At 58.8% G+C, this 23,301-nt stretch carries 21 protein-coding genes; 16 read left to right on the top strand and 5 right to left on the bottom strand.

The features are described from left to right. Window positions 1–69: 69 nt before the first annotated feature. Window positions 70–1,764: a lactate permease LctP family transporter gene (locus tag PMI28_RS10375; RefSeq protein ID WP_007988710.1), complete on the bottom strand. Its 1,695-nt coding sequence runs from the start codon at window positions 1,762–1,764 to the stop codon at window positions 70–72. A gap of 261 nt (window positions 1,765–2,025) precedes the next feature. Here PMI28_RS10375 and PMI28_RS10380 point away from each other — a divergent pair, with 261 nt between their 5' ends. Then, the gene (locus PMI28_RS10380; protein WP_007988709.1) at window positions 2,026–2,793 is read left to right on the top strand and encodes a GntR family transcriptional regulator; all 768 of its coding nucleotides are present in this window, start codon (window positions 2,026–2,028) and stop codon (window positions 2,791–2,793) included. Window positions 2,794–2,959: 166 nt separating this feature from the next. Here the strand turns inward: PMI28_RS10380 and smpB are convergent, their stop codons facing one another. Beyond that, the gene (gene smpB / locus PMI28_RS10385) at window positions 2,960–3,442 is read right to left on the bottom strand and encodes an SsrA-binding protein SmpB (protein WP_007988707.1); all 483 of its coding nucleotides are present in this window, start codon (window positions 3,440–3,442) and stop codon (window positions 2,960–2,962) included. A gap of 118 nt (window positions 3,443–3,560) precedes the next feature. Here smpB and PMI28_RS10390 point away from each other — a divergent pair, with 118 nt between their 5' ends. Genes PMI28_RS10390 through PMI28_RS10400 form a run of 3 tightly spaced genes read left to right on the top strand, consistent with a single transcriptional unit; the run spans window position 3,561 to window position 5,713 of the window. Beyond that, on the top strand, window positions 3,561–4,964 hold the full coding sequence (locus PMI28_RS10390) for a sodium-dependent transporter (protein ID WP_007988705.1): 1,404 nt from the start codon (window positions 3,561–3,563) through the stop codon (window positions 4,962–4,964). Window positions 4,965–4,971: 7 nt separating this feature from the next. Continuing rightward, window positions 4,972–5,406: a type II toxin-antitoxin system RatA family toxin gene (locus PMI28_RS10395; RefSeq protein WP_007988702.1), complete on the top strand. Its 435-nt coding sequence runs from the start codon at window positions 4,972–4,974 to the stop codon at window positions 5,404–5,406. Beyond that, window positions 5,399–5,713 (top strand): RnfH family protein, encoded by a 315-nt coding sequence (locus tag PMI28_RS10400; RefSeq protein ID WP_007988700.1) that lies wholly within the window; start codon window positions 5,399–5,401, stop codon window positions 5,711–5,713. The genes PMI28_RS10395 and PMI28_RS10400 overlap by 8 nt, the downstream gene beginning before the upstream one ends. A gap of 61 nt (window positions 5,714–5,774) precedes the next feature. Here PMI28_RS10400 and PMI28_RS10405 read toward each other — a convergent pair whose 3' ends face one another. Beyond that, window positions 5,775–6,302: an outer membrane protein assembly factor BamE gene (locus PMI28_RS10405; RefSeq protein ID WP_007988698.1), complete on the bottom strand. Its 528-nt coding sequence runs from the start codon at window positions 6,300–6,302 to the stop codon at window positions 5,775–5,777. 97 nt (window positions 6,303–6,399) lie between these two features. On the opposite strand from PMI28_RS10405, the gene fur reads away from it, so the two are divergent. Further along, window positions 6,400–6,804, top strand: a complete 405-nt coding sequence (gene fur, locus PMI28_RS10410; RefSeq protein ID WP_003197684.1) for a ferric iron uptake transcriptional regulator — start codon at window positions 6,400–6,402, stop codon at window positions 6,802–6,804. 76 nt (window positions 6,805–6,880) lie between these two features. Here the strand turns inward: fur and recN are convergent, their stop codons facing one another. Further along, on the bottom strand, window positions 6,881–8,554 hold the full coding sequence (recN, locus tag PMI28_RS10415) for a DNA repair protein RecN (protein WP_007988696.1): 1,674 nt from the start codon (window positions 8,552–8,554) through the stop codon (window positions 6,881–6,883). A gap of 240 nt (window positions 8,555–8,794) precedes the next feature. On the opposite strand from recN, the gene grpE reads away from it, so the two are divergent. The 8 genes from grpE (at window position 8,795) to PMI28_RS0128740 (ending at window position 19,263) form a co-directional block, all read left to right on the top strand. Continuing rightward, on the top strand, window positions 8,795–9,361 hold the full coding sequence (grpE, locus tag PMI28_RS10420; protein WP_007988694.1) for a nucleotide exchange factor GrpE: 567 nt from the start codon (window positions 8,795–8,797) through the stop codon (window positions 9,359–9,361). Between the two features lie 102 nt (window positions 9,362–9,463). Then, window positions 9,464–11,380 carry a molecular chaperone DnaK gene (gene dnaK, locus PMI28_RS10425; protein WP_007988692.1) on the top strand — a complete coding sequence of 639 codons (1,917 nt, stop codon included), beginning with the start codon at window positions 9,464–9,466 and terminating at the stop codon, window positions 11,378–11,380. A gap of 296 nt (window positions 11,381–11,676) precedes the next feature. Further along, window positions 11,677–12,801, top strand: coding sequence for a molecular chaperone DnaJ (gene dnaJ, locus PMI28_RS10430; RefSeq protein WP_007988691.1), 1,125 nt, complete (start codon window positions 11,677–11,679; stop codon window positions 12,799–12,801). 10 nt (window positions 12,802–12,811) lie between these two features. Next, window positions 12,812–13,615, top strand: a complete 804-nt coding sequence (gene dapB, locus PMI28_RS10435; RefSeq protein WP_007988690.1) for a 4-hydroxy-tetrahydrodipicolinate reductase — start codon at window positions 12,812–12,814, stop codon at window positions 13,613–13,615. Between the two features lie 259 nt (window positions 13,616–13,874). Continuing rightward, a complete protein-coding gene (gene carA / locus PMI28_RS10440) occupies window positions 13,875–15,011 on the top strand; it encodes a glutamine-hydrolyzing carbamoyl-phosphate synthase small subunit (protein ID WP_007988689.1) in 1,137 nt (378 codons plus the stop codon). Window positions 15,012–15,129: 118 nt separating this feature from the next. After that, window positions 15,130–18,351, top strand: a complete 3,222-nt coding sequence (gene carB, locus PMI28_RS10445) for a carbamoyl-phosphate synthase large subunit (protein WP_007988688.1) — start codon at window positions 15,130–15,132, stop codon at window positions 18,349–18,351. A 2-nt stretch (window positions 18,352–18,353) separates the two neighbouring features. After that, window positions 18,354–18,830 carry a transcription elongation factor GreA gene (greA, locus tag PMI28_RS10450; protein WP_033063469.1) on the top strand — a complete coding sequence of 159 codons (477 nt, stop codon included), beginning with the start codon at window positions 18,354–18,356 and terminating at the stop codon, window positions 18,828–18,830. Between the two features lie 49 nt (window positions 18,831–18,879). Continuing rightward, on the top strand, window positions 18,880–19,263 hold the full coding sequence (locus PMI28_RS0128740) for a hypothetical protein (RefSeq protein ID WP_033063468.1): 384 nt from the start codon (window positions 18,880–18,882) through the stop codon (window positions 19,261–19,263). A 9-nt stretch (window positions 19,264–19,272) separates the two neighbouring features. Here PMI28_RS0128740 and PMI28_RS10455 read toward each other — a convergent pair whose 3' ends face one another. Further along, window positions 19,273–19,581, bottom strand: a complete 309-nt coding sequence (locus PMI28_RS10455) for a YhbY family RNA-binding protein (protein ID WP_007942889.1) — start codon at window positions 19,579–19,581, stop codon at window positions 19,273–19,275. A 105-nt stretch (window positions 19,582–19,686) separates the two neighbouring features. Between PMI28_RS10455 and rlmE the strand changes: the two genes are divergently transcribed. From rlmE to folP, 3 genes are all read left to right on the top strand, one after another. After that, window positions 19,687–20,319 (top strand): 23S rRNA (uridine(2552)-2'-O)-methyltransferase RlmE, encoded by a 633-nt coding sequence (gene rlmE / locus PMI28_RS10460; RefSeq protein ID WP_007988685.1) that lies wholly within the window; start codon window positions 19,687–19,689, stop codon window positions 20,317–20,319. Window positions 20,320–20,518: 199 nt separating this feature from the next. Beyond that, entirely contained in the window at window positions 20,519–22,429 is a 1,911-nt protein-coding gene (gene ftsH, locus PMI28_RS10465; RefSeq protein WP_033047686.1) for an ATP-dependent zinc metalloprotease FtsH, read from the top strand. A gap of 8 nt (window positions 22,430–22,437) precedes the next feature. Further along, on the top strand, window positions 22,438–23,289 hold the full coding sequence (gene folP, locus PMI28_RS10470) for a dihydropteroate synthase (protein WP_007988683.1): 852 nt from the start codon (window positions 22,438–22,440) through the stop codon (window positions 23,287–23,289). The last annotated feature ends 12 nt before the right edge of the window (window positions 23,290–23,301 follow it).

Genomic DNA, 23,301 nt, shown 5'->3' with positions numbered 1-23,301 from the left:
ACCGGGGTGTGAATAGCGGACGCCGGGGGCGTGGCCCGGCGTCGGTTTTTACCGTTTTGTTTGTAGTCCTTAGTGCACCAGCATCCCGGTGAACCAGTAGGCTTGCGCCAAGGTGATAAGGCCGACAATCGTTGCAAAGAATAGGCTGTGCTTGAGGGTAAAGCGGAACAGATCCGACTCTTTGCCCACCAAGCCCGTTGCAGCGCAGGCCACAGCGATCGATTGTGGCGAGATCATCTTGCCGGTCACGCCGCCGCTGGTGTTTGCCGCCACCAGCAAGGTGTCGTTGACACCGATCTGGTGCGCGGTGGTCGCTTGCAGCGAGCTGAACAGGGCGTTGGACGAGGTATCGGAACCGGTGAGGAAAACCCCCAGCCAGCCGAGGAACGGCGAGAAGAACGGGAACGCTGCGCCCGTCGCCGCCAGTACCAGGGCCATGGTCGAGGACATGCCCGAGTAGTTCGTCACGAAGGCAAACGCCAGCACCATGCCGATGGACAGGATCGGCCAGCGCAGTTCATAAAAGGTCTCTTTCAAAGTGGTCAGACCAATTTTGAAGTTGACCTTCAACACCAGCATCGAGATCAGTGCCGAAAAGAATATCGCCGTGCCGGTCGCGGAAATCGGGTCCAGTTTGAACACCGCCGGGATGGCGGTCGGCGCGGCCACGATGGGTGCAACCTTGATCACCATCTGATCCAGATGCGGAATGGCAAAGTTGAACACGAAGCTGTACATCGAACCGCCGGCGGCAAACATGGCCTTGAACGGTTTCAGGGTCCAGATGGTGACCAGTACGGTGAGAATCAAAAACGGCGACCAGGCCTTGAAAATTTCCCCGAGGCTGTAGGGCGATTCCACGGTGGTGCGTTTCTGGCCGAAACCACCGACGCTGGCGCTCACCATGGAGGCCGAGACGGCGCCCACGATGTGTTGGCCGGCGGCGCGTTTTGGTTGCCAGACTTTCAGGAACAGGGTCAGGGCAATCAGGCTGGCCAGGGCCGAGGTAATGTCCGGCAGTTCCGGACCGATGAAGTTCGAGGTGAAGTACTGGGTCACGGCAAAGCTCAAGCCGGCCACCAGCGCTGCCGGCCAGGTTTCCCGCACGCCGCGCAGGCCATCCATCATGAACACCAGCCAGAACGGCACGAACATCGACAGCAGCGGCAGTTGGCGGCCGGTCATGGCGCCGATCTTGAATGCGTCGATACCGGTCACTTGCCCGGCAACAATGATCGGAATACCCAGGGCGCCGAAGGCTACCGGCGCGGTGTTGGCGATCAGGCACAAGCCGGCGGCGTACAGCGGGTTGAAGCCAAGTCCTACCAGCAGCGCGGCGGTAATCGCCACCGGTGCGCCGAAACCGGCCGCACCTTCGAGGAAGGCGCCGAAGCAGAAGCCGATCAGCAGGACCTGCAGGCGCTGGTCATCGGTAATCGACAGGACCGAGCTGCGGATGACTTCAAACTGCCCACTCTTGACCGTCAGTTTGTAGAGGAACACCGCTGCCACAATGATCCAGGCAATCGGCCATAGGCCATAAGCGAAGCCATACCCGGCGGCGGCGAACGCCATATCGACGGGCATCTGGAAAGCGAAGATCGCCACCAGAATCGACAAAGCCAGGGTGATGCTGCCGGCTACATGGCCCTTGAGGCGGAATACGGCCAGGGCCAGGAAGAAAAACACGATGGGGATGACGGCTGCGAGTGCGGACAGGCCGAGGCTGCCGAGCGGGGTATAGAGCTGTTGCCAGGTTTGCATATGGGGTGGCCCCTAATTGTTGTTGGTCAGGCACTGATCAGCGTTCTTGGATAATTGGTAAGACCAATTTACAATCGCTGTTGGCTAGGGTAAAAGCCTTGTAGGCGGTGTGTCAATTTGCCGCCCTAAAACTTTTGTCGAATGCATAGTGCGCAGGTCGTCTGCCTGGTATGACCAAATGCGTTGTGGCAGGTGCTGGCGCGGCGCCAATAGGCCAGAATAGAGCCCCGGCGAGCCGTCGGATCGTGGAGTAATCGAGTTATGGGGTTTGATCAGATTCGTCAGCGCCGTTTGTCTGACGATATTGTCGAGCAGCTTGAGGGCATGATCCTCGAGGGCACGCTGAAGGCGGGTGAGCGCTTGCCGGCGGAACGTGCACTGGCCGAGCAATTTGGCGTGTCACGTCCTTCGTTGCGCGAGGCCATTCAGAAGCTGACCGCCAAGGGCTTGCTGGTCAGCCGCCAGGGCGGTGGCAACTATGTGGTGGAATCGCTGGGCACCACCTTCAGTGATCCCTTGTTGCATCTGCTGGAAAGTAATCCCGAGGCGCAACGCGATTTGCTCGAGTTTCGCCATACGCTGGAAGCATCCTGCGCCTACTACGCGGCGTTGCGTGCCACCGATGTGGATCGCGAGCGGCTGACCGCGGCGTTCAACGAATTGCAGGACTGCTATTCGCGTCACGAAGAGGTGAGTCGTGCGGAAGAGGGGGCCGCGGACGCAAGTTTTCACCTGGCGATCGCCGAGGCCAGCCACAATGCCGTGTTGCTGCACACCATTCGCGGGCTGTTCGACCTGCTCAAGCGCAACGTGGTGACCAACATCGGTGGCATGTACAAGCAACGCACTGAAACCCGCGACATGCTGATCACGCAGCATCGGGAGTTGTACCAGGCGATTATCGAAGGGCGGGCGGAGCAGGCACGGGAAGTTTCCAGTCGACACATTTTGTATGTGCAGGAAGTGCTGGAAGAAGTGCGTCAGGAAGTGCAGCGCATGGCCCGGGCGGAGCGGCGCAAGGGGATGTAGCGACAGGCGCTTAAGTGTGGCGAGGGAGCTTGCTGTGGCGAGGGAGCTTGCTCCCGTTCGGCTGCGCAGCAGTCGTCAGCAGGCTTGATGCCGCCAAACCAAGGGGCGCTTCGCACCCCAGCGGGAGCAAGCTCCCTCGCCACAATGCCGCAATCCGGCAGAAGAATTACTCTTCCTTGCCCTTGTTACGTACCGCGCGCTGCAACTCGCGACCGGCGTCGCGTTCGCGCTCGGTATCGCGCTTGTCGTATTCCTTCTTGCCCTTGCCCAGGGCGATCTCGCACTTGACCATGTGCTTGCTCCAGTACCAGGACAGGCACACGCAGGCGTAACCCTTCTGCTGCACGGCGGCGGACAGCTTTTCGAGCTCGCGCCGATTGAGCAGCAATTTACGGGTGCGGACCGGGTCAGCGATGACGTGGGTACTGGCGGTCGTCAGGGGCGTAATGTGGCTGCCGAGCAGCCAGGCTTCGCCATCCTTGAGCAGTACGTAACTGTCAACCAGCTGCAGCTTGCTTGCCCGCAGACTTTTTACTTCCCAGCCGGCCAGGACCAGGCCAGCCTCGAACCGATGTTCGATGAAGTAATCGTGTCGCGCCTTTTTATTTTGCGCGATGGTCCCTGTTGGGTGTTTCTTCTGTTTAGCCATAGGGGCGGCATTATAGGGAGTTGCACGCGAGTCGGCTACGGTGTTGCTACGTGCTTGAGCAGGTTGATTGAATCCCGGACAATGCGGCCTCTTTTTTGAACGCTTGGGCGTGATAACGATGTCGACAGACAAGGTTTCTGTCCACGGCAGTTGGGCTAGCCGCTGGGTCTTCATACTCGCCGCGACCGGTTCGGCCGTAGGGCTGGGTAGTATCTGGAAATTCCCGTACATGGTCGGCGTCTATGGCGGCGGCGCCTTCGTGCTGATGTTCCTGGCCTGCATCGCGCTGATTGGCGTGCCGGTCATGCTGGCGGAAACCCTGATCGGCCGGCGTGCCCGGCAGAGCCCGGCCAATGCCTTGAAGATGCTGGCGGTCGAGGCGGGCCACTCGGCGAAGTGGTCCTGGGGGGCATTTGCCGGGATGATCACGGCATTGCTGATCCTGTCTTTCTATAGTGTGGTTGGCGGCTGGTCGCTGGATTACATCATCGACATGGGGCGTGGCGACTTCCAGGGCGTGACGCCGGATCAGGTGGGTGCCTACTTCGGCAATGTGATCGCCGATCCGTGGCGCCTGACACTTTGGCACACGATTTTCATGCTGTTGTCAGCGGTGGTGATCGCCAAGGGCGTGGTTGCCGGGCTTGAACGCAGTTTGCGCATCATGATGCCGTTGTTGTTCGTGATGGTCCTCGTGCTACTGGGTTACAGCATGACCACCGGGCATTTCATGGACGGCGTGCATTTCATGTTCGACTTCCATCCGGAAAAGGTCCTGGACGGTTTGCTGCCCGCGATGGGGCATGCGTTCTTTTCCCTGAGCGTGGGCGTCGGCTCGATCATGATCTACGGCGCCTACATGCCGAAGAACTCGTCGATTTCAGGAACGATTGTCGGCGTGGCGTTGCTCGATACCTTTGTTTCCCTGGTGGCCGGCCTGGCATTGTTTCCGATTGTTTTCGCAGCGGGCCTGAATCCGAGCGAAGGGCCGGGGCTGATGTTTGTCAGCCTGCCGTTTGCCTTCGGCAACGTGGCGTTCGGGCAGTTGATGGGCGTGGTGTTCTTTGTGCTGGTGGCGGTTGCTGCCTGGAGTTCGGCGATTTCCCTGCTTGAGCCGATGGTGGCCTATCTGGTTGAACGCACTAATGTGAGTCGTGCATGGGTCACTTTCTGGCTGGCTTTCAGCTGCTGGTTTGTCGGCCTGGGCACGGTGTTCTCCTTCAATATCTGGAAGGAGGCCAAATTTTTCGTGAACGAAGGCGGGATGTTCCACCTCTACCAATGGGGAGCAACCGGTGGTCTCGACTTCTTTGGCGTGATCGATTTCTTCACCTCGCGACTCATGTTGCCGCTTGGCGGTTTGTGTTTCGTGGTATTTGCGGGCTGGATCATGGGGCGTGAAGCGGTGCGCGACGAGTTGTCGATCCGCAACCCTGCGTTGTTTGGCCTGTCCTTGTTCTTGATGCGCTATGTGGCGCCCATCGGCATTCTCGTAGTGTTTGCCGCCCAGCTGTGGAAGTGACGCTGACATGACGACACACATTTCACGTTCGGCCTTGCTGCCATACCCGGCACAAGCGCTGTATGACCTGGTCAACGACGTGGCACGCTATCCGGAGTTTCTGCCGTGGTGCTCGGCGGCCGAAGTCCTGGAGAGTTCCCCTGAGCATATGCGGGCGAGCGTCGGGGTGGCGAAGGGCGGCCTTAGTCAGCATTTCGTGACGCGTAACACCCTGGTTCCAGGCCAATCGATCGAAATGAACCTTGAGGAAGGTCCGTTCAATCAGCTGCATGGCGTGTGGGTGTTCAAGCCACTGGGCGAGAAGGCCTGCAAGATCAGTCTTGATCTGTCGTTCGATTATGCCGGGCCATTGGTTCGCGCCACCCTGGGGCCGCTGTTCAATCAGGCGGCCAATACCCTGGTGGATGCGTTCTGTCAGCGCGCCAAGCAGATACATGGTTGAGATCATGATTGAAGTCGAGGTGGTCTACGCGGCCGTAGACCGTCAAGTGCTGCTGACGGTGGCGCTGCCTGCCGGAACGACAGTGCGGGCGGCCTTGCTCAGGTCAGGCGTGGCTGAAGAGTTTCCGGAACTGGATCTGACCAATTGCCCTGTGGGTATCTTTGGCAAGGTTGTAGCTGATCCCGAGAGTCGGGCAGTCCAGGCTGGGGATCGCATCGAGATTTACCGACCGTTGCTGGCCGACCCCAAAGAGGTTCGTCGACTGCGCGCGGCAAAGGCTGCCGAGGCCAAAGCCCGTAATCAGTGAGTGGCTTGAGCGCCAGACAATAAAAAGCCCGGACATGCCGGGCTCTTTATTGCGTCGCAAATTATTGCGGCGAGGTTTCCAGTGGTTGCGGCGTCGGGACCGGAACGGTTTCTACACCGTCGACGTCCTTCTGGATCTGATCCAGCAACGAACCTGGCTTGACCGGTTTTTCCGGTTTTGGTTTCTCGACGTTTTCTGCCGGGGCGGCCACTTTCGTGCCGCTGTCCTTGCCGAGAATGGCTTCGTCACGGCTCACGCCTGGCATGAAATCGCCAGAGAGGCTGACAAGCTGATCATTTGGGTTGAAGATAACGCTGATGCGTTCTTGTTGGCGTTCACCGCCACCAGGTTGCAGGCTGTACAGATAATCCCAGCGATCGGCATGGAACGTGTCAGTCAGCAGAGGGTTGCCCATGATAAACCGTACTTGCTTGCGGGTCATTCCCGGGCGTAACTGGTCTATCATGTCCTGCGTGACGACATTGCCCTGCTGGATGTCGATTTTGTAAACCCCGGGGAATGAACAACCGGCGAGTGCGAGCAGTCCCACAAAGGTGAAACTGGTTAGCAAGAGCTTGGTGTTTTGCATCGGTGGGCGACTTCCACTATCTTGGCTGGGACAACGTAAACGCCGATCATACCCGCATTAAGAGAAGCTGCGAAGCAGCATCGCGAGAAAGCTGACCATGGTTGAAAATAGCGAACTACGCAAAGCCGGCCTCAAAGTGACCCTGCCACGGGTCAAGATTCTGCAAATGCTCGATTCCGCCGAGCAGCGCCACATGAGTGCCGAGGATGTCTACAAGGCCCTTATGGAGGCTGGTGAGGACGTCGGTCTGGCCACGGTTTACCGTGTTCTGACCCAGTTCGAGGCAGCTGGCCTTGTGGTGCGGCACAACTTCGATGGAGGCCATGCGGTCTTCGAACTGGACGACGGAAAGCATCACGACCATATGGTCAACGTCGAAACCAGCGAAGTGATCGAATTCTTCGACGAAGAAATCGAGCGGCTTCAGAAAGCAATCGTCGACAAGTATGGCTTCGAGATGGTTGATCACAATCTGGTGCTGTACGTGCGCAAGAAAAAGTAAGCATGTCGCGCGAACTTAAGGTTCGCGAAACGAGCGAAGGCGACCTCAGGGTCGCCTTCGTGCTATCTGCCATTGCTTAAGCTTTTGCGGTAACCACCATTTTCCTGGCGTGGGCCAGGGACTCCTTGGTGAGATCGATGCCGCCCAGCATCCGTGCGACTTCCTCGACGCGGTCATTTTTGCTCAATTTGGAAACCGCCGTGCGGGTGGCATCCTCACCACGCACCTTGTGCACAAATAGATGCTGATGACCTTGCGCTGCCACTTGCGGCAAGTGGGTCACGGTCAGCACCTGCCCGCGCTCGCCGAGGCGACGCAACAGTTGGCCGACGATTTCTGCAGTCGGACCACCAATGCCAACGTCCACTTCGTCGAATACCAGGGTCGGTACGCGGGATGTCTGTGCGGTGATCACCTGAATCGCCAGGCTGATCCGCGACAGTTCGCCACCGGATGCCACTTTCGCCAGGGCCTTCAGAGGCTGGCCAGGGTTGGCGCTGACCAGCAGTTCTACCTGTTCGAGTCCATTTGGCAGCAGTTCGTCGCCGCTGTTGGGGCGCAGTTCAATGGTGAAGCGACCGCCAGGCATGCCCAGTCGCTGGATTTCCTGCTCCACGGCGCTCGCCAGGCTATTCGACGCTTGATGCCGTAGATCGCTCAGTTCCCGGGCCTTTTCCTGATAGTGCCGGGCATAGGACGACAACTCATCGCTCAGGCGCTCGATGGATTCGTCATTGGCGTTCAGGGTTTCGATTTCATCCAGCAGTTTCTGTTGCATCTCAGCAACTTCGGTCGGCTGGATGCGGTGTTTGCGCGCCAGGGTATAGATCGCGTCGAGGCGTTCTTCCAGGTATTGAAGGCGCGACGGGTCGGCGTCGAAGTTGTCGAGGAAGCGGTTCAGTTCACCCACGGCCTCTTCAACCTGGATCTGTGCACTGGTCAACAAGCTGCTGGCTTCGCCCAGTGCACCGATCGAGTTGTTCACGCTCGACAGGCGGTTGAGGCTGGCGGTGAGGGCGTTCAGGACATTCCCGGAATCACTTTCACTGCATTGCTCGACGACTTGCCGGCAGATGCCCAGCAGGGTCTCGGCGTTGGTCAGGTTCTTGTGTTCCTGTTCCAGTTCCCCCAGTTCGTTGTCGCCAAGGCCAAGGTTTTCCAGTTCTTCGAGTTGATAGCTAAGCAATTGATGTCGGGCGCGTTGCTCGTCGCCGGAGTTGGAGAGTCGCTCCAGTTCCTGGCGGGTCTGGCGCCAGCGCTGGGCGGCGAGTTGAACCTGGCGGGCAAGATCCGTCGCGCCGGCATATTCATCGAGCAGGCGACGGTGGGTATCGGTCTTGAGCAGGGACTGGTGTTCGTGCTGGCTGTGGATATCGATCAGCAGCTCGCCCAGTGCCTTCAGATCGCCAAGCGGGCAGGGCGTGCCATTGATGTAGCCACGCGAGCGTCCTTCGGATGTGATCACCCGTCGCAGAATGCACGGACCGTCGTTTTCGAGGTCGCGTTCAGCCAGCCAGGCGCTGGCTTCCGGAATGTCGGCCAGATCGAAGGTGGCCAGGATATCGGCCTTGTCGGCGCCGGGGCGGACCACGCCGCTGTCGGCGCGATCACCCAGGGTAAGGCCCAGCGCGTCGAGCATGATCGACTTGCCCGCGCCGGTTTCCCCGGTGATAACGCTCATCCCGCGATCGAGTTCGAGATCGAGATGTTCAACGATGGCGTAGTTGTGTACGGACAGGTGCACCAGCATATGGGCCGCTCCCAGGTGTTAGGTCTGGTTATTTATACAGTGTTTTGTTTCCGGCTGACAATGCCCCTCGTTAGCTCGATTCGCTTGGTCCGACAAAACCCTTATCGCGAGCGGGAATGACAAAGCGGTTGTTTTTTGTAGGGTTAATCATTGGTCCCCCTTGAAGCCGGATTTTGCGGCCCCATATAGCTGGGCAGAAGCGCGAGTTGAGCTCGCGGACGATATTGAAAGGAGAAATCTATGGCTGACGAACAGACAGTGGATACGCAAAACCCAGACGCCAACCAGGCGCCCGAGGCTTCGGGTGAAGACCTGGCGGCTCGTGTACAAGTGCTCGAAGAGCAACTGGCAGGCGCTCAGGATCAGGCTTTGCGTGTAGCCGCCGATCTGCAGAACGTCCGCCGTCGCGCCGAGCAGGATGTGGAGAAGGCTCACAAGTTCGCGCTGGAAAAATTCGCCGGCGACCTGCTGCCGATCGTCGACAGCCTGGAGCGCGGCCTGGAACTGTCCAGCCCGGACGACGAAAGCATCCGCCCGATGCGCGAAGGCATCGAGCTGACCCTGAAAATGTTCCACGACACTCTCAAGCGTTATCAGCTTGAAGCGATCGATCCGCATGGCGAACCGTTCAACGCCGTTCAACATCAGGCAATGGCCATGCAGGAAAGCGCCGACGTCGAGCCGAACAGCGTTCTTAAGGTGTTCCAGAAGGGCTATCAGCTCAATGGCCGCCTGCTGCGCCCGGCGATGGTCGTGGTCAGCAAGGCGCCTGCGCCGGTTTCGCCTTCGATTGACGAGCAGGCTTGAAATCCGCCGCAAGGCCCCCATTTATAAGTCAAGCGTTTAAGTGCTACCGCAGTTAGCCACCACTGCTGCGGCAACCAAATCCAAAGTTTCGGGAGAGTGAACATGGGCAAAATTATCGGTATCGACCTGGGGACTACCAACTCCTGCGTCTCCGTGCTGGAAAACGGCAAGGCAAAAGTTATTGAAAACGCTGAAGGCGCGCGTACCACGCCGTCGATCATCGCTTACGCCAACGATGGCGAAATTCTGGTTGGCCAGTCGGCCAAGCGTCAGGCAGTGACCAATCCGCACAACACCCTGTATGCGGTGAAGCGTCTGATCGGTCGTCGTTTCGACGAAGAAGTCGTGCAGAAAGACATTCAGATGGTCCCTTACAAGATCGTCAAGGCTGATAACAGCGACGCCTGGGTTGAAGTGAACGGCCAGAAAATGGCACCGCCACAAATCTCGGCTGAAATCCTGAAGAAAATGAAGAAGACCGCCGAAGACTACCTCGGCGAGACCGTGACTGAAGCGGTGATCACCGTTCCGGCCTACTTCAACGACAGCCAGCGTCAAGCCACCAAAGACGCCGGCCGCATCGCCGGTCTGGACGTAAAACGTATCATCAACGAGCCGACCGCTGCCGCTCTGGCTTACGGAATGGACAAGGCCAAGGGCGATCACACCGTGATCGTTTACGACCTGGGCGGTGGTACTTTCGACGTTTCCGTGATCGAAATCGCTGAAGTCGATGGCGAGCACCAGTTCGAAGTACTGGCCACCAACGGTGACACGTTCCTGGGCGGTGAAGACTTTGACATTCGTCTGATCGACTACCTCGTCGACGAATTCAAGAAAGAAAGCGGCATGAACCTCAAGGGTGACCCGCTGGCCATGCAGCGCCTGAAAGAAGCCGCTGAAAAAGCCAAGATCGAACTGTCCTCGAGCCAGTCGACCGACGTGAACCTGCCGTACATCACCGCAGACGCCACCGGTCCCAAGCACCTGAACGTGAAGATCTCCCGCGCCAAGCTCGAAGCTTTGGTGGAAGACCTGGTTCAGCGCACCATCGAACCTTGCCGCATCGCAATGAAAGATGCTGGTATCGACGTTGGCGCGATCAACGACGTGATCCTGGTGGGCGGTCAGACCCGTATGCCACTGGTTCAGAAGCTGGTAACCGAGTTCTTCGGTAAAGAAGCTCGTAAAGATGTGAACCCGGACGAAGCGGTTGCCATGGGTGCTGCCATCCAGGGCGCGGTACTGGCCGGCGACGTGAAAGACGTTCTGCTGCTCGACGTCAGCCCGCTGACCCTGGGTATCGAAACCATGGGTGGCGTGATGACTGCGCTGATCGAGAAAAACACCACGATTCCTACCAAGAAATCGCAAGTGTTCTCGACTGCCGACGACAATCAGGGCGCCGTGACCATTCACGTGCTGCAGGGCGAGCGTAAGCAAGCCGCACAGAACAAGTCCCTGGGCAAGTTCGACCTGGCCGACATTCCACCAGCTCCACGTGGTGTGCCGCAGATCGAAGTGACCTTCGACATCGACGCCAACGGCATCCTGCACGTTGGTGCGAAGGACAAGGCTACCGGCAAGACTCAGTCGATCGTGATCAAGGCCAACTCCGGTCTGTCCGACGAAGAAATCGAGCGCATGGTGCGCGATGCCGAGGCTAACGCCGAGGAAGACCGCAAGTTCGAAGAACTGGCCACTGCCCGTAACCAGGGTGATGCACTGGTTCACTCGACGCGCAAAATGGTTGTCGATGCTGGCGATAAAGTGACTGCCGAAGAGAAGACTGCAATCGAAGCTGCCGTAGTTGCCCTGGAAGCCGCTGTCAAAGGCGACGACAAGGCTGCTATCGACGCCAAGGTTGAAGAGCTGTCGAAAGTCTCCGCTCCAGTGGCGCAGAAGATGTATGCCGAACAGGCTCAGCCTGCTGAGGGCGCGGCACCGAAAGGCGAATCGGCTGAGAAGGCTGACGACGTTGTCGACGCCGAGTTCGAAGAAGTCAAAGACCACAAGTAAGTTGTTGGTCGGCCGGTTGACTGCCTTGCGGCGGTGACTGGTAGGATGTCGCCGCGCGGGAGCTTGCTCCCGCGTTGGCGTGTCTGGAATACGCGAATTTTTACAGCATGCGACAGCGCTCGCGTACTGCTGGCATGCCCGGGAATGCTCCTGCTTTCCGAGCCGAAAGTGCCACTTTGAAACAAAGACCAGGATCGTTGAATTGACGTGAGTTGGGTCCGGGCCTGTATTGGGGCTCAACGAGTTCGGCAAACTCAGGAGGGTTTTGTCGGACGTCCTTAAGAGTGCAAAGACTTATGGCAAAGCGTGACTATTACGAAGTGTTGGGTGTTGAGCGTGGCTCAAGCGAAGCAGACCTGAAAAAGGCCTACCGTCGCCTGGCGATGAAGCATCACCCGGACCGTAATCCCGATGACAAAGCGTCGGAAGAAATGTTCAAAGAGGCCAACGAGGCCTACGAAGTGCTGTCGGATTCCAGCAAGCGCGCGGCGTACGACCAGTACGGCCATGCCGGTGTCGACCCGAGCATGGGTGGCGGCGGTGCCGGTTTCGGTGGCCAGAACTTCTCCGACATCTTTGGCGATGTCTTCAGTGACTTCTTCGGTGGCGGTCGTGGCGGTTCCCGTGGTGGTGCCCAGCGCGGCAGTGACTTGCGCTATACCCTGGAACTGGACCTCGAAGAGGCAGTGCGCGGTACGACCGTGAATATCCGCGTTCCGACACTGGTCAACTGCAAGCCATGCGATGGCTCCGGGGCCAAGAAAGGTTCTTCGCCAGTGACCTGCCCGACTTGCGGCGGTATCGGCCAGGTGCGCATGCAGCAAGGCTTCTTCTCGGTGCAGCAGACCTGCCCGCGCTGCCATGGCCAGGGCAAGATCATTTCCGATCCGTGCGATTCCTGCCATGGCGAAGGTCGTGTCGAAGAGTACAAGACCCTGTCGGTGAAAGTGCCGGCCGGTGTCGATACCGGTGATCGCATTCGACTGTCCGGCGAAGGCGAGGCGGGCGCTCATGGTGGTCCGACTGGCGACCTGTACGTGGTGATCAACGTGCGCGAGCACTCGATTTTCCAGCGCGATGGCAAGCACCTGTTCTGCGAAGTGCCGATCAGCTTCGTCGATGCGGCGCTGGGCGGTGAACTGGAGATTCCGACCCTTGATGGCCGGGTCAAGCTGAAGATCCCTGAGGGAACCCAGACCGGCAAGCAGTTCCGTGTTCGAGGCAAGGGTGTTGCACCCGTGCGCGGTGGCGGTGCCGGTGACCTGATGTGCCGGGTGGCGGTGGAAACACCGGTGAACCTGAGCCGTCGCCAGCGTGAAATGCTCGAGGAATTCCGTAGCTCTCTGGCGGACGACAATAGCCATTCGCCGAAAACCACCGGCTGGTTCGAAGGCGTGAAACGCTTCTTCGGCGATTTGTAAGGAGACAGGCATGCGACGTATTGCAGTGATGGGCGCCGCCGGGCGCATGGGCAAGACCCTGATTGAAGCGGTGCAGCAAACCCCGGGCGCCGGTCTGACGGCGGCAGTGGATCGTCCTGACAGCACGTTGGTCGGCGCGGATGCCGGCGAGCTGGCTGCGCTGGGTCGTATCGGTGTGCCTCTGTCCGGCGATCTGGATCGGGTGGTCGACGAGTTCGACGTGCTGATCGACTTCACGCACCCGACCGTGACCCTGAAGAATCTCGCTTTCTGCCGCAAGCACGGCAAGGCGATGATCATCGGTACCACGGGCTTCAGTGTTGAAGAAAAGCAGTTGCTGGCGGACGCGGGCAAGGACATTCCTATCGTCTTCGCGGCCAACTTCAGTGTCGGGGTCAACCTGTGCCTGAAGTTGCTCGACACAGCGGCTCGCGTATTGGGTGACGATGTCGACATTGAAATCACCGAGGCTCACCATCGGCATAAAGTCGATGCGCCGTCCGGCACTGCCGTGCGCATGGGCGAGGTGATTGCCGATGCGCTGGGTCGCGATCTGAAGAAGGTGGCGGTGTATGGTCGTGAAGGCCAGACCGGCGCTCGTGATCGTGAGACCATCGGTTTCGCCACGGTGCGTGCCGGCGACATTGTTGGTGATCACACCGTGCTGTTCGCCGCCGATGGTGAGCGTGTCGAAATCACTCACAAAGCGTCCAGCCGCATGACCTTCGCCAAGGGTGCGGTACGTGCTGCGTTGTGGCTGGACGGGCGCGAGCCTGGTCTTTACGACATGCAAGACGTGCTCGACCTGCGTTAAGATGCACTCGAAATCGGGCTCGCGCACAGCGTTAGAGCCCGGTTTTGTTCCGCCAAGCGACGTCCTGTCGCATTCTCCAGCCTTTAAGGCTCATTGGCGGTAGACCAAAAATGCCTTTTTCTGTAAGCTACAGCTTTAGTGTGTCCACTAAAAGCGCGCAGAATAATTCAGTGAAGAAGCGGGGTGACGTGTCCATACGTCACTCCGCTTTTTTACAACCTGCGATCGCCCTTTCAGGCTTTATTTACGGGAGGTCTTCTTGACTAAGCCAGCCATACTCGCCCTTGCTGATGGCAGCATTTTTCGCGGCGAAGCCATTGGAGCCGACGGTCAAACCGTTGGTGAGGTGGTGTTCAACACCGCAATGACCGGCTATCAGGAAATCCTTACCGATCCTTCCTACGCCCAACAGATCGTTACCCTGACTTACCCGCACATTGGCAATACCGGCACCACGCCGGAAGACGCCGAGTCCAATCGCGTCTGGTCTGCCGGCCTGGTCATTCGTGACCTGCCACTGGTTGCGAGCAACTGGCGTAACACGATGTCCCTGTCCGACTACCTGAAGGCCAACAATGTTGTGGCCATCGCCGGTATCGACACCCGCCGCCTGACGCGCATCCTGCGTGAAAAAGGCGCGCAGAACGGCTGCATCATGGCCGGTGACAACATTTCCGAAGAAGCCGCCATCGCCGCCGCCCAGGGCTTCCCTGGTCTCAAGGGCATGGACCTGGCGAAAGTCGTCAGCACCAAGGAAAGCTATGAGTGGCGCTCGACTGTCTGGGATCTGAAAACCGACAGCCACGCAACCATCGAGGCCTCCGAACTGCCGTACCACGTAGTGGCTTACGACTACGGCGTCAAAGTGAACATCCTGCGCATGCTGGTCGAGCGCGGTTGCCGCGTGACCGTCGTGCCTGCGCAAACGCCTGCTGCCGATGTGCTGGCTCTGAAGCCGGACGGCGTGTTCCTGTCCAACGGCCCTGGTGATCCGGAGCCTTGCGACTACGCGATCCAGGCGATCAAGGACGTGCTGGAAACCGAGATCCCGGTCTTCGGTATCTGCCTCGGTCACCAACTGCTGGCCCTGGCCTCCGGTGCCAAGACCCTGAAAATGGGGCACGGCCACCACGGTGCCAACCACCCCGTCCAGGACCTGGACAGCGGCGTGGTGATGATCACCAGCCAGAACCACGGTTTTGCCGTAGACGAAGCGACCCTGCCAGCCAACGTTCGCGCGATCCACAAATCGCTGTTCGACGGCACCCTGCAAGGGATCGAGCGTACCGACAAGAGCGCCTTCAGCTTCCAGGGTCACCCGGAAGCCAGCCCTGGCCCGAACGACGTAGCGCCATTGTTCGATCGCTTCATCAACGAGATGGCCAAGCGACGCTGATCACTCGCCTTGATGTAGCAAAGCTTGAGGGTGGTCCCGACACCGGTGGCCCCCTCAAGTCTTCAGAGATTGAACAAGACGGCTTGCCGACTGACCTGCGGATTTGAGTGACAAACCCATGCCAAAACGTACAGACATTAAAAGCATCCTGATTCTCGGTGCTGGCCCGATCGTGATCGGCCAGGCCTGCGAATTCGACTACTCCGGCGCCCAGGCCTGCAAAGCCCTGCGCGAAGAGGGTTACCGCGTCATCCTGGTGAACTCCAACCCGGCCACCATCATGACCGACCCGGCCATGGCCGACGCCACCTACATCGAACCGATCAAGTGGCAGACCGTTGCCAAGATCATCGAGAAAGAGCGTCCGGACGCATTGCTGCCAACCATGGGCGGCCAGACTGCCCTGAACTGCGCACTGGACCTGGAGCGCGAAGGCGTTCTGGAGAAGTTCGGTGTAGAAATGATCGGCGCCAACGCTGACACCATCGACAAGGCCGAAGACCGTTCGCGTTTCGACAAGGCGATGAAGTCCATCGGCCTGGCGTGCCCGCGCTCCGGCATCGCCCACAGCATGGAAGAGGCCAACGCAGTCCTCGAGAAGCTCGGCTTCCCGTGCATCATCCGTCCGTCCTTCACCATGGGCGGCACCGGTGGCGGCATCGCTTACAACCGTGAAGAGTTCGAAGAAATCTGCGCCCGCGGTCTGGACCTGTCGCCGACCAAGGAACTGCTGATCGACGAATCGCTGATCGGCTGGAAAGAATACGAAATGGAGGTTGTCCGCGATAAGAAGGACAACTGCATCATCGTCTGCTCCATCGAAAACTTCGACCCGATGGGCGTGCATACCGGTGACTCGATCACCGTGGCTCCGGCACAGACCCTGACCGACAAGGAATACCAGATTCTGCGTAACGCCTCCCTGGCGGTATTGCGCGAGATCGGCGTCGAAACCGGCGGTTCCAACGTGCAGTTCGGTATCTGCCCGAACACTGGCCGCATGGTCGTGATCGAGATGAACCCGCGAGTATCGCGTTCCTCGGCACTGGCTTCGAAGGCCACCGGCTTCCCGATCGCCAAGGTCGCGGCCAAGCTGGCCGTCGGTTACACCCTCGACGAGCTGTCGAATGACATCACCGGTGGCAAGACTCCGGCGTCCTTCGAGCCGTCCATCGACTACGTCGTCACCAAGCTGCCACGTTTCGCCTTCGAGAAATTCTCCAAGGCTGATGCGCGCCTGACCACGCAAATGAAGTCGGTCGGTGAAGTCATGGCCATCGGCCGTACCTTCCAGGAATCCCTGCAGAAAGCCCTGCGTGGCCTGGAAGTCGGTGTTTGCGGTCTGGACGAGAAGGTTGACCTGGCCAATCCGGAAAGCATGAGCGTACTCAAGCGCGAGCTGACCGTGCCGGGTGCCGAGCGTATCTGGTACGTGGCGGATGCAATGCGCGCCGGCATGAGCGTTGAAGATATCTTCGGCATGACCATGATCGATCCTTGGTTCCTGGTGCAGATGGAAGATCTGATCAAGGACGAAGAGAAGGTCAAGACCCTGGGTCTGACCAGCATCGACCGCGACCTGATGTTCCGCCTCAAGCGCAAAGGCTTCTCCGATATGCGCCTGGCCAAGCTGCTGGGTGTGACCGAGAAGAGCCTGCGTGCTCACCGCCACAAGCTGGAAATCTTCCCGGTCTACAAGCGCGTCGACACCTGCGCTGCCGAGTTCGCCACCGACACCGCTTACCTGTACTCGACGTACGAAGAAGAGTGCGAAGCCGCACCATCGGGTCGCGACAAGATCATGATCCTGGGCGGCGGTCCGAACCGTATCGGCCAGGGCATCGAGTTCGACTATTGCTGCGTACACGCGGCACTGGCCCTGCGCGATGACGGCTACGAGACCATCATGGTCAACTGCAACCCGGAAACCGTTTCCACCGACTACGACACTTCCGATCGCCTGTACTTCGAACCGGTTACCCTGGAAGACGTGCTGGAAATCGTTCGCGTCGAGAAGCCGAAAGGCGTGATCGTTCAGTACGGCGGCCAGACCCCGCTGAAGCTGGCGCGTGCCCTGGAAGCCGCTGGCGTGCCGATCATCGGCACCAGCCCGGACGCCATCGACCGTGCTGAAGACCGCGAGCGCTTCCAGCAAATGGTCCAGCGCCTGAACCTGCGTCAGCCGCCAAACGCCACCGTGCGCAGCGAAGACGAAGCCATTCGTGCCGCGGCCAAGATCGGTTACCCGCTGGTGGTGCGTCCGTCCTACGTACTGGGCGGTCGTGCGATGGAAATCGTTTACGAAGAAGAAGAACTCAAGCGCTACCTGCGTGAAGCGGTTCAGGTGTCCAACGACAGCCCGGTGCTGCTGGACCACTTCCTCAACTGCGCCATCGAAATGGACGTGGATGCGGTTTGCGACGGTAAGGACGTGGTAATCGGCGCGATCATGCAGCACATCGAGCAGGCCGGCGTTCACTCCGGTGACTCCGCTTGCTCGCTGCCGCCGTACTCGCTGCCGGCGCACATCCAGGACGAGATGCGCGAACAGGTCAAGAAAATGGCCCTGGAATTGGGCGTGGTCGGCCTGATGAACGTACAGTTGGCGCTGCAAGGCGAAGACATCTATGTCATCGAAGTCAACCCGCGTGCTTCCCGTACCGTACCGTTCGTGTCCAAGTGCATCGGTGTTTCCCTGGCGATGATCGCAGCTCGCGTGATGGCCGGTAAAACCCTGAAAGAACTGGGTTTCACCAAGGAAATCATTCCGAACTTCTACAGCGTGAAAGAGGCGGTGTTCCCATTCGCCAAATTCCCAGGCGTTGACCCGATCCTCGGCCCGGAGATGAAGTCGACCGGCGAAGTGATGGGCGTTGGTGACACCTTCGGTGAAGCGTTCGCCAAGGCCCAGATGGGTGCCAGTGAAGTATTGCCGACCGGCGGTACTGCATTTATCAGCGTGCGTGACGACGACAAGCCGCTGGTTGCAGGCGTGGCCCGTGATCTGATCAACTTGGGCTTCGAAGTGGTCGCCACTGCCGGTACTGCCAAGCTGATCGAAGCGGCAGGCCTGAAAGTGCGCCGTGTGAACAAGGTGACCGAAGGTCGTCCGCACGTGGTCGACATGATCAAGAATGACGAAGTCACGCTGATCATCAACACCACCGAAGGTCGTCAGTCGATCGCTGATTCGTACTCCATTCGTCGTAATGCCCTGCAGCACAAGATTTACTGCACCACCACCATTGCTGCTGGCGAAGCCATCTGCGAAGCGCTGAAGTTCGGTCCCGAGAAGACCGTACGCCGCTTGCAGGATCTACACGCAGGATTGAAGGCATGAGCATAACGAAGTACCCAATGACCGTTCAGGGCGCTCGCGCCCTGGAAGAAGAGCACACTCACCTGACCAAGGTCGTTCGTCCGAAGCTCAGCCAGGACATCGGTACGGCCCGCGAGTTGGGTGACTTGAAGGAAAACGCCGAATACCATGCTGCCCGTGAGCAGCAGGGTATGGTCGAGGCGCGGATCCGTGATATCGAAGGCCGCATGCAGAATGCGGTGGTTATCGATGTGACGACCATTCCTCACAGTGGCAAGGTGATTTTCGGCACAACCGTCGAAATCGCCAACGTCGAAACCGATGAAAGCGTGACTTACCAGATCGTTGGTGAGGACGAGGCTGACATCAAGCTCGGCAAGATCTCTGTCGGCTCGCCGATTGCCCGCGCCTTGATTGCCAAGGAGGAGGGTGATGTGGTTGCAGTCAAAACGCCTGGCGGCGTTATCGAGTACGAGATTGTCGAAGTTCGCCACATCTGAAGGCCGGCGCCCGTTTCGTGCGGGCGCCACGCTTTGGCAGCTGACCCAGATGTTGTGGGTCGGCGGCTTGTGGCTATTGCAAATCGGTCTGTTGCCGGTGCTGGGACGAATTGGCCTGGCGCCGCTACTGATCGACGAAATTGCAGGCACGCTCAATGCGCTGGTAGTGGGATTCGCTACCGCGTGTGTGATATTTCAGGCTTTGGTGCTGATAAAGGCCGAGGCCCTTGTCAGTCTATGGCGGGATATTCGCGGGCAACTGCTGATGATGGCGCTGAGTGCGTGCGCGATGTACTTCGCGGTGCGATTCGGCTGGCCGGATGCCGTGCGTTGGCAGGCGTTCAGCTATCTTGTTCTGGGGTTTTCCGGGCTGGTGCTGGTGTTGCAACCGATACCGGGATGGAGTGGCAGGGTGCGCGAAGCACACCCTTGACCCTTGCCATCACTTGAAGCGATGGACGTTCGACAGCTGCTTGTTGACGCTGAAGTTCTTGCGGTAGATCAGTGCCATCTTGCCGATGACCTGAACCAGATCCGCTTTGCCGACCTTGCAGAGCTCTGCAATGGACGCCAGGCGCGATTCGCGATCGAGGATGTTGAGCTTGATTTTGATCAGCTCGTGATCCGCCAAAGCGCGTTCGAGTTCGGCTAACACACCTTCAGTCAAACCATTGTCTGCCACAATCAAAACTGGTTTCAGATGGTGGCCAATGGATTTGTACTGTTTCTTCTGCTCTTGAGTGAGCGGCATAATCTGACCCCTGCGTCTGATCTTGTAAAAAGCGGCGGCCAGTTTACCCGAGCGAGTCCGGGACCGCCCAGTTAATCACGACCCGTTTTATTTCCGAGGTATCCCGTGGCCCGTTCCAAGACAAGCCTTAAGTGGCTGCAAGAACATTTCAACGACCCATTCGTCAAAATGGCACAAAAAGACGGGTACCGTTCCCGCGCCAGCTACAAGCTGCTGGAGATCCAGGAAAAGGATCGCCTGATCCGCCCTGGGATGAGCGTAATCGATCTTGGTGCGGCCCCCGGTGGGTGGTCCCAGGTGACCAGTCGTCTGATTGGTGGGCAGGGCACACTGATCGCTTCTGACATTCTGGAAATGGACAGCATCCCCGACGTCACCTTCATTCAAGGCGACTTTACCGAGGATGCCGTGCTGGCTCAGATCCTCGACGCGGTCGGAAATAAAGAAGTAGACCTTGTGATTTCCGACATGGCCCCCAATATGAGTGGATTGCCGGCCGTTGATATGCCGCGGGCGATGTTCCTGTGCGAACTGGCGCTGGATCTTTCGACGCGGGTGCTCAAGCCCGGTGGTGATTTTTTGATCAAGATCTTCCAGGGCGAAGGTTTCGACGAATTTCACAAGAGCGTTCGCCAGCAGTTCGAGAAGGTGCAGATGCGCAAACCGACCTCGTCGCGCGACCGTTCTCGCGAGCAGTACCTGCTGGGCCGTGGTTTCCGCGGCCGCAGTGAGGAATGAGTGAATTTTCGATAGGGTTGATAGGATTTTTGTATTACGCCTTGTCAGAATTAGCGAATATTGTGTAGGAAGTGTTTCACAAAGGGTTACAGACGGCGCCTGCCAAGTTGTAGGTAATGTAGTAAGTTAGGCCGGTGAATATCATGCGAAGCGCGCGCCAGTAGCGGAGCTTGCTTCAGAGGGTAGTTAATTGAACGATATGGCAAAGAATCTGATCCTGTGGTTGATCATCGCGGCTGTCCTGGTGACGGTGATGAACAACTTCTCCAGCCCTAACGAGCCGCAGACCCTCAACTATTCCGACTTCATCCAGCAGGTCAAGGATGGCAAGGTCGAGCGCGTGGCAGTTGATGGCTACGTGATTACCGGCAAGCGCAACGATGGCGACAGCTTCAAGACCATTCGCCCGGCGATCCAGGACAACGGCCTGATCGGCGACCTGGTGGATAACCACGTCGTGGTCGAAGGCAAGCAGCCTGAGCAGCAAAGTATCTGGACCCAACTCCTGGTCGCCAGCTTCCCGATCCTGGTGATCATCGCCGTGTTCATGTTCTTCATGCGGCAGATGCAGGGCGGTGCCGGTGGCAAGGGCGGGCCGATGAGTTTCGGCAAGAGCAAGGCACGCCTGCTCTCCGAGGATCAGGTGAAAACTACCCTGGCTGACGTTGCCGGTTGCGACGAGGCCAAGGAAGAAGTCGGTGAGCTGGTCGAGTTCCTGCGCGATCCGGGCAAGTTCCAGCGCCTGGGTGGCCGCATTCCTCGCGGCGTGCTGATGGTTGGTCCTCCGGGTACCGGTAAAACCTTGCTGGCCAAGGCTATCGCCGGCGAAGCCAAAGTACCGTTCTTCACCATTTCCGGCTCCGACTTCGTCGAGATGTTCGTCGGTGTGGGTGCCAGCCGTGTTCGCGACATGTTCGAACAGGCCAAGAAACACGCTCCATGCATCATCTTCATCGACGAAATCGATGCGGTCGGTCGCCATCGTGGCGCGGGCATGGGTGGTGGTCACGACGAGCGCGAGCAGACTCTCAACCAGTTGCTGGTCGAGATGGACGGCTTCGAAATGAATGACGGCATCATCGTGATTGCCGCGACCAACCGTCCTGACGTGCTGGACCCTGCGTTGCTGCGTCCAGGCCGTTTCGACCGTCAGGTTGTGGTCGGTCTGCCGGACATTCGTGGCCGCGAACAGATTCTCAAGGTTCACATGCGCAAAGTGCCAATGGGCGACGACGTTGCTCCGGCCGTGATCGCTCGTGGTACCCCGGGGTTCTCGGGTGCCGATCTGGCCAACCTGGTGAACGAGGCATCGTTGTTCGCTGCCCGTGCCGGCAAGCGCATCGTCGAGATGAAAGAATTCGAACTGGCGAAAGACAAGATCATGATGGGCGCCGAGCGCAAATCGATGGTCATGTCCGAGAAAGAAAAACAGAACACGGCTTATCACGAAGCTGGCCACGCCATTGTGGGGCGTGTCGTGCCTGAGCATGATCCGGTGTACAAGGTGTCGATCATCCCGCGCGGTCGTGCGCTGGGTGTGACCATGTTCCTCCCGGAAGAAGATCGTTACAGCCTGTCCAAGCGTGCATTGATCAGCCAGATCTGCTCGCTGTACGGCGGTCGTATCGCTGAAGAAATGACCCTGGGCTTCGATGGCGTAACCACCGGTGCTTCCAACGACATCATGCGCGCCAGCCAGATTGCGCGGAACATGGTGACCAAGTGGGGGCTTTCGGAAAAGCTCGGTCCGTTGATGTATGCCGAAGAAGAGGGAGAGGTGTTCCTCGGTCGCGGCGGTGGCGGTCAGAATGCAAGCTTCTCTGGCGAAACAGCCAAGCTTATCGACTCCGAAGTGCGCAGCATCATCGATCAGTGCTATGGCACGGCGAAGCAGATTCTCACGGACAACCGTGACAAGCTCGATGCCATGGCTGATGCCTTGATGAAGTACGAAACCATCGATGCCGAGCAGATCGACGACATCATGGCGGGTCGTACGCCTCGCGAGCCGCGTGACTGGTCGGGTGGCACGGGTACTTCCGGCACCCCGCCGGTGGTGCAGGATGAGCGTCCGGAAACACCGATCGGTGGTCCTGCTGCTGACGTATAAGGTTTGAAATGACTTCTGTTCAGTCCTCGACCCGGTTGCCTTGCGGCAACCGGGTTCTTGATTTGGCCCAGACGCATGTCATGGGTATTCTCAATGTCACTCCTGATTCATTCTCCGATGGTGGCCAATACAGCCAGCTCGACGCGGCCATGCGCCACGCCGAAGCCATGGTGGTGGCCGGCGCGACGCTGATCGATGTCGGTGGCGAATCCACCCGCCCTGGTGCCAGGGCGGTGTCGCCACTGGAGGAGCTGGAGCGCGTAGCGCCCATCGTCGAGCGCATCAGTCGCGAGTTGGACGTCATTATCTCGGTCGACACCTCCACGCCAGCGGTCATGCGTGAAACTGCGCGCCTGGGTGCCGGGTTGATCAATGATGTGCGTTCGTTGCGCCGCGATGGTGCGCTGGATGCTGCGGCAGCCACCGGGCTGCCGGTTTGTCTGATGCATATGCTGGGAGAGCCAGGCGATATGCAGGACAATCCGCAGTATCAGGACGTTACAAGGGAAGTCGGTGAGTTTCTCGCCGAGCGCATGCATCAATGTTCATTGGCGGGGATTCCGGCTGAGCGGATCATTCTTGATCCGGGCTTTGGCTTCGCCAAAACCTTGCAGCACAACCTGAGTTTGTTCAAGCATATGGAAGCCCTGCATGTCTTCGGGCGGCCCCTGTTGGTCGGGGTTTCGCGAAAGAGCATGATTGGTCAGGCATTGAATCGTCCGGTGGAAGACCGACTGTATGGTGGTTTGGCGCTCGCGGCGCTGGCTTCGGCGAAAGGTGCGCGTATATTGCGCGTCCATGATGTAGCCGAAACAGTGGATGTGGTCCGGATGATCACCGCAGTGGAATCAGCCGAATAAGAATGAAGGAGC

Source organism: Pseudomonas sp. GM48, assembly GCF_000282335.1.
Lineage (GTDB): Bacteria > Pseudomonadota > Gammaproteobacteria > Pseudomonadales > Pseudomonadaceae > Aquipseudomonas.
This window is presented reverse-complemented; position numbering and strand designations above follow the sequence as displayed.